We start from the raw sequence: 15459 nt of genomic DNA on the forward strand, positions 1-15459 counted from the left end.
CATATATTTATAGTCCAATTAAAATTTGAGCAAAGTTTTTTAGCATGGGCAATTAAAAAGCTAATTCTTTATATTACTTTAGTGTTTTATTAATTTAGCGTTATGTACGAGTATATTGACGGGAAACTTACTTTTAAAGGGCCAACCTACATTGTTGTTGAAACAGGTGGTGTGGGCTATCACATCAATATTTCTCTAAATACTTATGCAGCTTTAGGCGACAACGAGCGCTGCAAGATTTACACTTGGCTGCATGTAAAAGAAGATGCCCATACACTTTATGGCTTTGCCGATGAGGGGGAACGTAGATTGTTCCTACATTTGATATCTGTATCGGGTATTGGACCAACTACTTGCCGTATGATGCTCTCCTCTATAACACCAAACGAAATACAACAAGCTATTGTAAGCGCCGATGTAGCCTTGATCCAAAAAATTAAAGGAATAGGTGCCAAATCTGCGCAGCGCATTGTGCTCGAACTTCAAGATAAATTGAAGAAAGAAGGCATTGAGTCATTAATTTCCGTGCCTATCCACAATACAATTAAAGATGAAGCGTTATCAGCATTGATTATGCTTGGCTTTAGCAAACAAGCAGCTGAAAAAGCACTTGATAATGTGCTGAAAAAGGCTGAGGGTGAGCTTACAGTGGAGCAGATGATCAAACAAGCATTGAAGAATTTATAAATAAACCAACTTGAAAAACAAACTTACCTATTTTGTTTTATTGGTAGGCCTGTGCATAGGCCAAACTTTGTTTGCGCAAGTAACTGGCCGTTTTAAAACCGATACAGCTAAAAATAGTTTTAATTTACGAGAAAAGCAGTGGATGGGATTACGCACTTATGCTAATCCATTTTTTAAGCTGCCCGAAAACGTAAAGAAAGAAGTAGAATATGATGCGGTTAACAACCGTTACATCATTACCGAACGCATTGGCGATAAACTATACACCCCGCCGCAGTATTTAACTGTTGAACAGTATTTACGGTTGGTGAACAGTGAAATTAAACGGGAAAATTGGCGTTTATTTTCAAATCAGGAAATAGATGATATTCGTAAAACTGGCATAATTCCGGAAGTTAAAATCAATAGTAGGGTATTTGAGAAGATTTTTGGCGGTACTACCATTGATATCCAACCTAGTGGCGAAGCGGAACTTACTTTTTTGGGTAGGGTAAACCGAAATGAAAATCCGCTATTTAATGAGCGTCAAAGGGTACAAAGTAATTTTGATTTTACCCAACGGATCCAAATGGATGTGGTGGGTAACATTGGTACAAAAATGAAGATCAAAATGAACTACAACACCGAGGCTCAGTTTGATTTTGAAAACCAAATTAAGTTAGATTATACGGGCGGCCCTGATGATATCATTAAACGCATTGAAGCCGGTAATGTGAGTTTGCCGTTAAATACTTCTTTAATTACCGGAACGCAAGCGTTATTTGGTATCAAAACACAATTACAGTTTGGTAAGTTAGGATTAACCACGGTATTTACGCAACAAAAATCGCAATCTAAACAAATTGAGGTTAGCAATGGTGCGCAGCAAAGCGATTTTCGTGTTAGCGGAAGTGATTACGAAGCGAACAAGCATTATTTTTTAGCGCAGTATTTTAGAGATCAATATAATAGAGCATTGCGTGTGCCACCAACTGTGCTCAGCGAAATCAACATAACAAAGATAGAAGTTTGGGTAACGAATAAGACAGGAAATACAACCGATTCAAGGGATGTAATTGGTTTCATGGATTTGGGTGAATATGATCCTTACAATAATAATTTTTTGCGTACCCGTACAGATAGCTTGCCTTCTGGATTTAACAATAATACATTTCCAACACAGTCTAACGATTTGTTGAGCAAAATCCCAGCAGCAGCCCGTCAATCAAATAGTCCTGAGCTGTTACAATATTTTCAAAGTTCTGGCTCAACTGATAATTTCGGTAAAATTACATACGGTCGAAAGTTAACTGACCGAGAGTTTACTATTCATCCGCAACTGGGCTACATCTCCTTAAATGTTCAGCTTAACACAGATGAATTATTGGCGGTGGCCTACCGTTATACGTACCGAGGAGTAGAGTATCAAGTGGGTGAATTTGCAACTGATGTTCCCTTCGATCAGGCAAATCCAAATGTGCTATTTGCCAAGCTTCTAAAAAACGAAACCACCAAACCTGAACTGCCCATTTGGAACTTGATGATGAAAAACATCTATAACATCGGTGGTTACCAAATCAGCAGTCAAAACTTTAGGTTAAACTTATTTAGGCTCGATGAAACTTCGGGCGTGGAACGTGCAGTAATTACGGAAGGAAGCAAGACTAAAAATAAAATCTGGTTGCAGGCAGTTGGTTTAGATCGCTTAAATCCGCAGAAGGAACGTAAGCCAGATGGCGTTTTTGATTTTGAAGCTCAGAATAATCCTTTTGCAGCTGCACAAAATAATGTAGGAACCACCAATAATCCTAATTTCGGTAATGGAGCTTCCGCCACCTCATTAACCAACTCAAATAGTGGATACATCACTATCGACCCGCAAAACGGTCGAATTATTTTTCCAGTAATAGAACCATTCGGTAAAGATTTAGCAGCGCAGTTTGACCAAACTAGCGAGCAGACGCTTATCGATAAGTATACGTTTCCGACGTTGTACAGCGCTACCAAAGTAGATGCACAACAACTATTTCCTGGTAAGGATAGATACTTGATCAAAGGCCAATACCAATCCGAAATTTCATCGGAGTTCAGCTTAAATTCCATCAACGTACCCGAAGGTTCTGTTAAAGTTTTTATGGGAAGTATGCCTTTGGTGGAAGGAAATGATTATACGGTAGATTACATGAGTGGTCGTGTGAAAATTTTAAATACGGCTTTGCTAAGTACTGGGCAATCTATCCGCATCTCTACGGAAAATAACGAGCTATTTGGTTTACAACAACGCTCTTTGTTTGGGGTTAGAGGTGATTATCGTGTAAATAACAAACTGAATATCGGAGGTACTTTCATGAACCTCACTGAGCGTCCAATTACTCCTAAAGTTAATTTTGGCGAAGAGCCTATTTCCAACTCAATTTGGGGCATGGACGTGAACTATACGTCACCATCGAGGTTTTTAACTAAAATGGTAGATAAATTACCTTTGATTTCCACGAAGGAAAAATCAAATGTGAGCTTTTATGGTGAGTTTGCACAATTAGTGCCGGGTTCTCCAAAAGCTTTGAACATGGGCGGAAGCAAAGGTGGAACAAGTTTCTTGGACGATTTTGAGGCTGCTCGTTCTGTGATTGATTTAAAGGCCGCCGTAGCTTGGCAAATTTCCGGAACACCGCAATTATTCCCCGAATATCAGCTTAATGAAGATTTACGTTACGGATATAATCGAGCTAAACTTGCTTTCTACAATATCGATCCAATTTTTTACGGTAGGGGTGGAGCTGGGCAGGTGCCTGCTAATTTACGAAGCGATAAAAACGAACTTTCTAATCATTATGTGAGGGAAGTGTTAGAAACAGAAGTTTTCCCTTTCAAACAGATTAGTACTGGACAAGCCATTACATTGCAAACTTTGGATTTAGCTTACTATCCAATGTTGCGTGGTCCCTACAACTTTACTACCACTGGATTTAATCCAAACGGGACACTGCAAAACCCACGTTCCAGATGGGGAGGGATTATGCGTAGGGTGGATGTGAACGATTTTGAGGCGCAAAATATAGAGTATATTGAACTTTGGGTAATGGATCCGTTTATGTACAAGCCCGGTTCGCAAGGCGGCGATTTGTATTTCAACATTGGGAATATTTCCGAAGATATTTTAAAAGACGGAAGGAAATCACTTGAGAATGCACTTCCCGGTAATGGAGATCCCACAAAATATGAGGAGAGAACTTGGGGAAGGGTGGCCAGACTGCAACCAGTAGTTCAGGTATTCGACAATGATCCCAATGCCAGAAGAGTACAAGATGTCGGTTTAGATGGTTTATCAAGTGATGAAGAAAGAAATTATCCCTTTTTTAAGTCCAACATTGATTTAATACGGGCACAACTAAATCCAGATGTAGCCGTAGCCTTTTACAATGACCCTGCCTCTGATGATTATGCCTACTTCCGCGGAGGTGTTTTGGATCAGGAAAATGCCGGTATATTAAAACGTTACATGAATTTCAATGGCTTGGAGGGTAACTCAAAAACCTCACAGCAGTCGCAACAGGAATTAGGCTTGGAAAACTCTGCTTCTACTTTCTTGCCAGATGGCGAAGATGTGAACAGAGATAACAACATGACCCAATCCGACCAATATTTTCAGTATAAAATTCCTATCCGTCCTGCAGACTTACAGCAGGTTGGCAAGGGGTTTGTAACTGATAAAGTAATATCGTCTGTGAAATTGGCCAACGGACAAACGCAAAATGCTACTTGGTATCAAATTCGCGTACCAATAGCTCAATATGAAAGTGCGGTAGGTGGCATTCAAGATTTCAAGTCCATCCGTTTCGTACGTATGTTTATGACGGATTTTGCTGATACTACGGTACTTAGGTTCGCTAAAATTCAATTTGTACGAGGGGAGTGGAGACAATACAATGCAAAAAACGAAATAGGCAAAGTAATTGCAGATCCGGCGCTCGGGTTAACACCGTCGCCTGACAATTCGATATTGGAATTAGGTACCGTTAACATTGAAGAGAACGGAAGAAGATCACCCATCCCATATGTTGTTCCTCCAGGCATTGAGCGTGAGAGAGACTTTAGTAATTACAGAGGTGATACCCGTCAAAATGAACAGTCGCTATCCTTAATTGTAAAAGATTTACGAGATGGTTATGGTAGAGCTGCATTCAAGACGTCATATAACGATTTTAGATCATACAAAAAGCTCGAAATGTACATCCACTTAGAGGGGGATGAAAGTTACAGTTTAGAGGATAACGAACTGAGCGCTTTCCTAAGAATAGGCGCAGATAATGACGACAACTATTACGAATATAATCTGCCATTGAAAGTAACCAGACCAAATAGTTCGGATCCGTATGCCATTTGGCCAGACGAAAATAAAATGATAATTGAATTAGAGCTGCTACAAAAAGCTAAAGTAGCTCGTAATAATGCTCGTTTTGGTGCCGGACCTTGGCCTGTTGATAGGCCATTTAGGTATACCGACGGCAAAAATACCATTATAGTAAAAGGCCAGCCTGATATGAGCAAGGTACGTGTTTATATGCTTGGGATTAAAAATCCGCTACGTACCGGGCCCGATGCATCTCCCAACGATGATGGTTTAGCCAAATATGCTCAGGTTTGGTTCAACGAACTGCGTTTAACTGAATTTGATCAGCGTGGAGGTTGGGCGGCTACAGCGAGAGTGAGCCTTAAACTGGCTGATTTCGCCGATGTAAATGTCTCTGGAGCAAAGTCTACAGTTGGCTTTGGATCAATAGATAGTAAAGTGAATGAACGCAGTAGATCGGAAAATACTGCATTTGATATATCTTCGAACGTAGAGTTAGGTAAATTTTTGCCGAAGCAAAGCGGCGTTGTAATTCCAATGTTCTTAGGTTACTCGAAACAGGTGGCTACGCCTCAATTTGATCCTCGCACACCTGATATTGAACTTTCTAAAGCGTTAGACGTTTCCAATAAAGCTCAAAGAGATTCGATATTAAATTTTGCGCAAGATTATACCACCCGTAGTAGTCTCGCTTTTACCAACGTCAGAAAAAATAGGGTAAGTCAAGATGCCAAAGTGAGACTATGGGATATTGAAAATTTCAATATTTCGTATGCTCAAAGTAAGCTATCACACCGTGATTTCATTAACGAAGCGACAATTCAAAATACTTATAAGGCTTCTTTGGCCTATAACTACGCTTATAATTCCAAAAGTTACACGCCATTTAGCAAACTCATCAAATCAAATACCTTAAAACTTTTAAAGGATTTTAACTTTTCGCTACTTCCAAATTCTATCAATTTTAGGATTGACTTTGACCGCTTTTATGCAGAAAATACGTTGCGAAATAATGATCCTAATAACAGCATACCAATTAATACCACTTTTAACAAGAACTTTTTAGTAACTAGGGTATACGGTATTGCATGGGATTTAACGAAATCGCTAAGTTTAGATTTCGATGCGACAAATTACTCGATAATTGATGAACCCGATGGTAAAATAGAAGGTTTAAAGCGTGATACCTTATGGAGTAATTTGAAAAGCTTGGGTAGAAATACCGATTATAATCATAGTTTAAATGTTCGATACAATTGGCCAATTGCTAAAATACCTGGTTTAGAATGGGTGAGTTTAGCTACCACTTATGGCACTACATTCACTTGGCAAACTGAGTCTTTATCAACGCTTAACGATCCATCTATTAACTTAGGTAATACCATCCAAAACTCTAGAACAGTACAGGTAAATCCTACCCTAAACTTCATTTCGTTTTATAATAAGTTTGGAGCGATTAGAAGGAAGCTTAACAATAGAGATACCGTATTTAAGTTCTCTAACTTTATGGTAGGGCTTTTAACGAGTGTTAAAAACGTAAACGTGGCATTCACCCAAACCCGAGGCACTTTTTTACCGGGCTATTTACCTAAAACCAAATTTTTCGGGATAGATGATGTAACGGGTGCGCCTGGTTTAGGCTTTGTGTTTGGCAGCCAAAGAGATATTCGGTTAATGGCCGTAAATAATGGTTGGATAACCACCGATCCTAACCAAGTACAGTTATACGTAAATACTTTGCGTGAAGATTTTCAGCTGACCAGTACCATCGAACCTTTAAGGGATTTGAAAGTGACATTAACGGCCGCTAAAAACCGTACCTTAAATTATTCTAGTAATTTTAAATACGATTCGCCTAGTGGCGGATTTACCAATTTAAGTCCAAATACTACAGGTGATTATAGTGTTTCAATTATTTCGCTTGGTACAGCTTTCAAAGATAAAAGTGGCACTACCTTATCAAGCGTATTTAACGATTTCATGGCTAACCGTTCGGTAATTTCTCGTCGTTTAGGCGCATTAAATCCAAATTCCACAAGTGTAATTAATGGTTTTGCGCAAGGTTATGATAAGAGTTCGCAAGATGTGGTAGTATTGTCGTTTTTATCGGCATACACAGGCAAAGATGCCAGTTCGGTAAGTTTAAACAGCTTACCTAAAATTCCACTACCTAACTGGCGTATTACTTATTCTGGTTTAACTAAATATGCTTTCATTGCTGACCGTTTTTCAGAAATGAGTTTGAGACATGGCTATCGTTCTACCTACAGTGTAAATGGTTTTAATAGTTTGTTGAAATATGCGGAAACCAACGGCGCTGTAAGCAGTCGAGATGTATATGGTAACTTTTTACCTTTTTACCAGTTTGCACAAGTGAGTATATCAGAGCAGTTTGCGCCATTAGTAGGTATAGATACCCGTTTGAAAAACAACATGACGCTTAACTTTGAGGTAAACAAAACCAGGTTGTTAGGTTTAAGTTTGGCTAACAGTCAGTTGGCTCACCTATCTGAAAATAATATCGTGTTTGGATTAGGTTATCGCACCACTAAATTTAGATTCCCATTTGGGTTATTTAAACAACTGAAGTTAGATAACAACATGGATTTTAAATTGGATGTATCGGTAAGAGATAATAAAACGGTGATTTACCGAGCTGATATTACAGAGGCAGAAGTATCATCAGGAGCAAAAAATATTACCCTGCGCCCTAGTGTTGATTATATCTTGAACCAACGATTCAACGTGAGGTTATTTTACGATTCAAATATTACGAAGCCGTACACCTCACAGTCGTTTAATACCTCGTTTAGTAACTTCGGATTCAGTTTAAGAGCAACTTTAAATTAAGGTTGTTAGTAATACTGCTGAAACTTTTAAAGCGCTGTATTTAAAAGATTGCCTTGTTGCTGTTTAAACATTTTTAGCCACCACAAAAATTATTAACTTTGCGCTATTAATTTTAAACGACATAACAAAACTTAATCATATAAAAATGAACTTTCCATCAGAATTAAAGTACACTAAAGACCACGAATGGGTATCAGTATCAGGAAATGAAGCTACTATTGGTATTACCGATTTCGCTCAGCGTGAGTTAGGTGATATCGTTTATATTGATATCAACACAGTTGGCTCAGAAGTGAGTAAAGAAGAGGTTTTTGGTACAGTGGAGGCCGTTAAAACTGTTTCGGATTTATTTATGCCAGTAACAGGTACCGTAACTGAATTCAATGCAGCTTTGAACGATAATCCTGAGTTAGTAAACAGCGACCCTTACGGAGAAGGTTGGATGGTAAAAGTATCATTAACTGATGCCGCTGAGGTAGAAGGTTTATTAAGCTCCGACGAGTACAAAGCTCTTGTAGGCGCATAAGATGTCATTGATTAAAGCACTAAAATATCAGCGTTGGGCTATCTTGTGGACCATTGTTATTTTGGTGCTTTGTAATCTCGATTTATCTGACGCTGGAAGTAAAAGTGATTTTTTCTTCACAGGTTTTGATAAGCTGGCGCATCTAGGTTTCTTCTACGTTCTCACTATCCTACTATTTTACGGAAAAATAAAATACCAACACAGCTATCATTTCAGGTCATTAACCATCTTTAAGATCATCTTAATTTCAGCGGTGATTGGTGGCGGCATAGAATTGGTGCAATGGAAAATATTCACCTATAGATCTGCAGAATGGTGGGATTTTTTTTGTGATATGATTGGATGCTTTATGGGGGTATTTAGTTATGTGCTGTTACATCTTTCTAACTATGAAGAAGCTAAGGTTTAAATTGGTAGTATTTTTTTTACTAAGTATTTTCCTGTCATCTTGCAGCATCTTTAAACCTAGCTGTAAATGTCCAAAAATACCCCATTCTCGCTATAAATGAGTTAAATAGAAGCTAGATTTACACTCGTTTTTTTCCCATTTATTTTGATTGTAACGATAAAGTTAGTTGTATTTAAAATGTTACTGGACTTTTAACATTTCTTAACAAACCTTTGTGCCTATAAAAAGTCTGATAGGTAATTCAAAAAACATAAAAACACAAATGAATAAACATTTACAAAAATTGATTTTTGTTGGTTTACTGTGGTTGGCCAACTTCGCTTTTGCGCAGGCGCAGGGCACTGTAAGCGGTAAAGTACTTAATCAAAAAGATAAACAGCCTGTTGATTATGCATCCATTGCTATCAAGAGATTAACGGCTGACTCTGCAGTTGTGGGATCAACTTCCACTAGCGCCAGCGGCAATTTTTCAATACCCAATATCGCAGCTGGAAAATATCGCTTATACGTTGTATTTCTTGGCTTGAAAACCATTAATAAAGATTTTGAACTTACTGCTGCGAAGCCAAGTATCAATTTTGGTGAACTTTTAATGGAAGATACAGGTGTTACGCTTAAAGGTGTTGAAATTAAAGGCGAAACACCACCTGTGGTTGTTAAGAAAGATACACTTGAGATCAACGCGTCAACATTAAAGGTGAAGGAAAACTCAGTAGTGGAAGACCTGTTAAAAAAGGTTCCGGGCGTTGAAGTTTCCAAAGATGGTACGGTAACTACACAAGGCGAAACCATCAAACGAGTGAAAGTTGATGGCAAGGATTTTATGGGTAACGATCCTTTATTAGCAACCAGAAATTTACCAGCGGATATGGTAGATAAAATTCAAATCATCGACGATATGTCTGAGCAATCAAAGTTCTCAGGCGTTGATGACGGTAACCGCGAAAAAATATTAAATATCGTTACCAAAAATGGCGTTAAAAACAAAGGCTACATTGGTAATAATACAGTAGGTTATGGTACTGATGATCGTTACGATGTAAATATCAACGTTAACCGATTTGACAAGGCGCAGCAGTTATCATTAATTGGACAGTTTAATAACATTAACAAGCAAAACTTTGGTGGCGGTATTGGCGGCGGTGGCGGTGGCCGTGGAATGATGTTTGGCGGTGGAAATAATGGACAGCCTCAAGCTGGAATTACTACTACAAATGCAGCTGGTGTAAACTTCGCCGATACTTATGATGATGGCACACAGTTTAATGCTAGTTACTTCTTCAATAAAACGTCATTGTTCAATACAAATAATAGCGTTACACAGAACTTCATTAGCAATAACACAGTTAATAGTAGCAGTGATTTGGAAAGTACTACCGACCGCTTAAATCACCGTTTAAATTTTATGGTTGATACCAAATTAGATTCCGCTACATCGATCAGGATTCAGCCAAACATCAGCTATACAGATAATAGTGGCAACAGCATGAGTAACTATATTAGAAATGGTTTGGCTGGTAATGCAGTAGGTTCTCAAAGTTTGATCAGCAGCTCAACGTCACCTTCAGTTAATAACAACTTATTATTAAGAAGGAAGTTTCTTCGTCGTGGTCGTACGCTTTCGTTAAATGTTGCTACAAATATTAATGATAGCGATGCAGACACATATAATAAAAATCCAGAAACGCTAACAGCTCCAGGTGGGGCGGTTATTAAAAGCCAAAATTTAAATCAGCTTAACGACAATAACGTAAGCTCGTTTAACAATACTGCCCGTTTAGTATATACCGAGCCGTTATCGAAAACGTTGAGTATGGAGTTCAATTTACAAAATGGCTATATCTACGATAATAGAGATAGGAGAGTGTATGATTTTAATGTTTTAACGCAGCAATATGATGTGATTAACACACGTTTCAGCAATAATTTTGAAAATACTACGTGGACCAATGCTTTAGGATTCAGTTTGAATAAAAACGAAAAGAAATACAACTGGAATGTTGGTGTAGCTGGTCAGTTAACTAATCGTAAAAATTACAACCTGTCTACTGATGCCTTATTTAAACAGAACTTCATTAACATTACGCCTACAGCGCAGTTCAGATATAATTTCAGCAACACTAAACGCTTAAGGTTAGATTATAACGGACGTACCAATCAGCCAAGTATTGATCAGATTCAGCCGATTATTGACAATACAAATAACATAAGCGTACCGCTTGGTAATCCAGATTTAAAACCGTCGTTTTCGAATAACTTAAGGGTATTTTATAACAACTTTGATTTTGCTAGCTATCGCACATTATTTGTAGGAGCGGTAATTACCCAAACTTTTAATGATTTTGGTAATCAACAACGAGAAATTACTTCAGGTGAAAATATAGGTAAAATTGAAAATAAGGTTGTAAATGTAGACGGCAATTACAATGCAAATGTTTTCGGTAGCTTAGGCTTACCTATCATCAAAGGCAATAAACTAAATTTACAAATAGACGGAGGCTTGTCTACTAGCAAGGGAACCAACATCACGTCAGATGGGATCGAAAATGTAAGTAAAAATATTGGCGTTAGAAACGGCTATAAATTAGTGTCCAACATGGATAAATTGGATTTAATTGCTGGCGTTTCTGGACGATGGGATCATGCTACTTACACTATAGGACAAACTACTAATTTTTATACTTTAGCACCTAACATAGATATTAGTTATCTATTTCCAGGGAATATCCGCTTGCAAACGGATGTAACGCATACGAGATTTACTGGAAGAGGAGCTGACTATAACACTTCATTCACTCAAGTGAACGGTTATATCAGTCGCCAATTCTTTAAAAATAAAGGAACATTCAAACTTTCGGTGTACGATTTATTTAATGAAAGCATCGGTATAACCCGTACAGCAAATGCTAATGCAATTACGGATCAAAACTTTAATGTACTTAGGCGTTACTTTATGTTCTCATTCACCTACTCGTTAAGTACCATTGCAGGTATGCAAACACAGGGAAGACAAGGCCAACAAGGCGGGTTCAGAATGGGCCGACCTGGAGGCATGTAGCACTAGGTATTTGATATAAAAAGGGCTGATTTGAAGTAGCCTATTTTTCTGAATAATGGAAAATAGGTATCACTGAAAAATCAGCCCTTTTCTCGTCTTATCGCTTTTTTGAATTTTATCATTTTTCAACAATTGTAGCTACTTCTTATTTGGATTTGATTTAAATAAGCCTTAACTTGCGCCAAATTTAAGGGCGATATATATGAATGCTCAATTAGTAGATGATTTAAAACTTTCGCAGTTAAACCCGGGGCAAAAAGGAACCATCGTTTCTTTTACTGATGCACAAATGGCGGTAAAATTGATGGAAATGGGCTGCTTGCCAGGCGAAGTAGTAGAGGTAGAAAGATATGCCCCATTTGGCGATCCTATCGCTATACGTGTGGCGGGATATCAGCTTTGCTTACGGAAGGCAGAAGCTGCGGTAATCATAATTGAATAGTTATTTTGGCAAATTTAAAAGTTGCTTTAGTCGGGAATCCGAATACTGGAAAATCTACATTATTTAACCTTTTAACGGGGCTAAATCAAAAAGTTGGTAACTTCCCGGGAATTACCGTTGATAAGAAAACTGGTTTTTGCAAGCTATCTTCAGGGGTAAGTGCCGAAATTATAGACTTGCCAGGCACCTACAGTCTTTACCCAAAAAGTAAAGATGAGAGTATCGTTTTTCAGGTGCTTGCTGATAAAACCAATCCCAGCCACCCAGATATTATTATTCTAGTAGCAGATGCTACAAATCTACGTCGTAATTTATTGCTGTTCTCTCAGGTAGCTGATTTGGGCATTCCAATGCTTTTGGTGCTCAATATGGCCGATTTAGCAAAGAAGGAAGGGATTAGCGTAAATGTTAATAAGCTGGCAGAGCGTTTAGGCGTTCAGGTAGTTACCATATCAGCCAGAAAGCTTTCAGGAATTGATACCTTGAAGAAGGCAATGGCACATACTACGCTAATTGCCACTCAAAATACAACCATCAATGCTAGGAATTATGCTCCCGCTGCAGTTGATGCCATTAAAGAAAAGCTAGGTGATGTGAGTGATTATTATGCTTTGCAGGTATTGCACCAGCATGAAACACTTACTTTTTTATCTAAACAGCAGCAAGAGGACATAGAAACTATTGAAGTTACTAATGACTTTGATAGTGTAAAACTTCAAGGCGAAGAAACAGTAGCCAGATATCGCCATTTAAGTAAAATTTTGAATGAGGTAGTGGTTGATTTGGGAGCGGAAAAGAAATTTGCCCTAACGGATAAAATAGATTCTATTTTAACACATAAAGTTTGGGGCTTCATCATCTTCTTTTTTATTCTGTTCTTTATTTTTAACGCCATTTTCTCTTGGTCATCAGTGCCAATGGATTTAATTGAAGGCGGTTTCGCATGGCTTACCACTTGGGGACACGAATATTTGCCCGCAGGTGTGCTAACAGATTTGCTATTGGACGGAGTAGTTGCTGGCTTGGGTGGCATCGTGATATTTATCCCTCAAATTGCCATTCTTTTCGCACTAATATCCATTTTGGAAGATACAGGTTATATGGCCAGAGTAACTTTCCTAATGGATAAAATCATGCGCCGCTTTGGATTAAGTGGTAAATCTGTGGTGCCACTTATTGGAGGTATTGCGTGTGCGGTGCCCTCTATCATGAGTGCTCGTAACATTGAAAATTGGAAGGATCGCATCATCACCATTATGGTTACGCCATTGGTAAGTTGTTCAGCCCGCTTGCCAGTGTATGCGCTTTTGATTTCCTTGGTAGTGCCCAACCAAAACGTTTGGGGTATTTTCAATATGCAAGGACTTGCTTTAATGGCGATGTACCTTATTAGTATTTTAGCGGCTATTTTAGTAGCCTTGGTATTTAAGTTTATCATTAAGGCTAAGGAGCGTTCTTACTTCATCATGGAACTGCCGGTTTACCGCATGCCGCGTTGGAAAAACGTATTGCTTACCATGTACGAAAAGTCTAAGACTTTCGTGTTCGAGGCAGGTAAGGTAATTATTGCCATATCTATCGTGCTTTGGGTAATGTCAACTTATGGTCCGAGCGACCGATTTGAAGCAATAGAAACGAAGTATGCCGAAATTGAAGCGAAGTCGACAGATAGCGTACAGCTGGCTTCCTTAGAGCGGGATAAATCTGCGGAGAAACTTGAAAATTCTTACGCTGGTATTTTAGGAAAATCTATAGAACCAGCAATTAAACCCTTAGGTTACGATTGGAAAATAGGCATCGCACTAATTACCTCTTTTGCTGCCCGTGAAGCTTTTGTTGGTACCATGGCTACAATTTATAGCGTAGAAAGTGCCGATGGAGAGCAGGGCGAATTACGATTAAGAGATAAGATTGCTGCTTCAAAAGATCCGCAAACTGGCTTGCCTGTCTTCACTTTTGCTACCGCAATGTCGTTGATGCTATTTTATGCATTTGCAATGCAATGTATGAGTACGGTTGCAATTGTTTACAGGGAAACAAAATCGTGGAAATGGCCAGTTATTCAGTTGGTGTATATGACCACAATGGCTTATGTTGCAGCGCTAATTGCCTATCAACTTTTGAAGTAAAATAGATAGTCCTGTTAGGCCCAGTGGTCAAATTGTAAATCTTAATGCTTAATTTTAGCTATGTCTTCAACTGATAAAGCTTCCGTTTTAGCCCAATACATGCCAGCCCCAGCTGCGCCGGTAATTGCAAAATGGATAGATTATTTCCAGTGTGAATTTAAGATATCAAAGAACAGAACTACAAAGCTGGGAGATTATCGGCATCCATTTAAAGGAGACGGGCACAAGATTTCGGTTAATAACGATTTAAATCCTTACGCTTTTTTGGTAACTACGGTACATGAGTTTGCCCATTTGCTCACGTGGAATGAGCATAAAAATAAAGTTAAACCTCACGGTACGGAGTGGAAAGCGAATTTTAAAAGGATGATGAGGCCTTTTTTTGATTTGAACGTATTTCCTGCTGACGTAAGTGAAAGCATAGCTACTTATTTAAATAATCCTGCCGCATCAAGCTGTACCGATTTGCGTTTGGCCAGGGCATTAAAAAAATACGATTTAAAAGAGGCCACTATTCATGTGGAGCAGTTGCCGACATCGGCTATCTTTATGTTAAAGGACGGTCGTCGTTTTCAGAAGGCGGAGAGAGTTAGAAAGCGTTACCGATGTACGTGCTTAGATAATGGTAAAATTTACTTATTTAACCCTTTAGCAGAAGTTTATGCCGAATAGGCCACTTGCTTTCCGAAATTTTCTTCTTTCGATTTTTGCGCCTTAATCAATCTGATAGTGGTTGGGTTGTGCAGGTAGTGTTCATACTCTATGCACAAGATAAGATAGTGTAGCTCAAACCCATAGTAAACCGCAATTAGCTTAGCTGTATCTATTTTCAACATGGTTTGATTTCTTTCTAATTTGGAATAGGCAGTGCGGTCCATATTCAAAAAATTGGAAATTTGGAACTGAGTTACTCCCTTTTGCTTGCGCAAGTACTTTAAAATTTTACCAACATTCATAAAAGCGTTACCTAATAAGTAAAATCAACTAAAGATACGACTTCCGTAAGTGATAAAATGTGCAAAAACGTC

Annotated in this window: 9 protein-coding genes; 8 read left to right on the top strand and 1 reads right to left on the bottom strand. The window is 38.4% G+C overall.

All coding sequences use genetic code 11. The features are described 5' to 3' along the window. Positions 1-102 precede the first annotated feature (102 nt). From ruvA to ACY2A0_RS10430, 8 genes are all read left to right on the top strand, one after another. Positions 103-687, top strand: a complete 585-nt coding sequence (ruvA, locus tag ACY2A0_RS10395) for a Holliday junction branch migration protein RuvA (RefSeq protein WP_461789389.1) — start codon at positions 103-105, stop codon at positions 685-687. A gap of 10 nt (positions 688-697) precedes the next feature. Then, positions 698-7867 (top strand): T9SS outer membrane translocon Sov/SprA, encoded by a 7170-nt coding sequence (sov, locus tag ACY2A0_RS10400; RefSeq protein WP_461789390.1) that lies wholly within the window; start codon positions 698-700, stop codon positions 7865-7867. A 145-nt stretch (positions 7868-8012) separates the two neighbouring features. After that, complete coding sequence (gene gcvH / locus ACY2A0_RS10405; RefSeq protein ID WP_461789391.1) at positions 8013-8393, top strand: glycine cleavage system protein GcvH; 381 nt, start codon at positions 8013-8015, stop codon at positions 8391-8393. A 1-nt stretch (position 8394) separates the two neighbouring features. Further along, the gene (locus ACY2A0_RS10410; protein WP_461789392.1) at positions 8395-8802 is read left to right on the top strand and encodes a VanZ family protein; all 408 of its coding nucleotides are present in this window, start codon (positions 8395-8397) and stop codon (positions 8800-8802) included. A 262-nt stretch (positions 8803-9064) separates the two neighbouring features. After that, the gene (locus ACY2A0_RS10415) at positions 9065-11860 is read left to right on the top strand and encodes an outer membrane beta-barrel family protein (RefSeq protein ID WP_461789393.1); all 2796 of its coding nucleotides are present in this window, start codon (positions 9065-9067) and stop codon (positions 11858-11860) included. A gap of 202 nt (positions 11861-12062) precedes the next feature. Further along, on the top strand, positions 12063-12302 hold the full coding sequence (locus ACY2A0_RS10420; protein WP_113637579.1) for a FeoA family protein: 240 nt from the start codon (positions 12063-12065) through the stop codon (positions 12300-12302). Positions 12303-12304: 2 nt separating this feature from the next. Beyond that, complete coding sequence (feoB, locus tag ACY2A0_RS10425; protein ID WP_461791054.1) at positions 12305-14431, top strand: ferrous iron transport protein B; 2127 nt, start codon at positions 12305-12307, stop codon at positions 14429-14431. Positions 14432-14491: 60 nt separating this feature from the next. Continuing rightward, entirely contained in the window at positions 14492-15103 is a 612-nt protein-coding gene (locus tag ACY2A0_RS10430) for a SprT-like domain-containing protein (protein WP_461789394.1), read from the top strand. Here the strand turns inward: ACY2A0_RS10430 and ACY2A0_RS10435 are convergent. Further along, positions 15091-15387 (bottom strand): helix-turn-helix domain-containing protein, encoded by a 297-nt coding sequence (locus ACY2A0_RS10435; RefSeq protein WP_461789395.1) that lies wholly within the window; start codon positions 15385-15387, stop codon positions 15091-15093. The two genes, ACY2A0_RS10430 and ACY2A0_RS10435, sit on opposite strands and share 13 nt — an antisense overlap. Positions 15388-15459: the final 72 nt, after the last annotated feature.

This window comes from Pedobacter sp. (genome assembly GCF_965249885.1).
Taxonomy (GTDB): domain Bacteria; phylum Bacteroidota; class Bacteroidia; order Sphingobacteriales; family Sphingobacteriaceae; genus Pedobacter.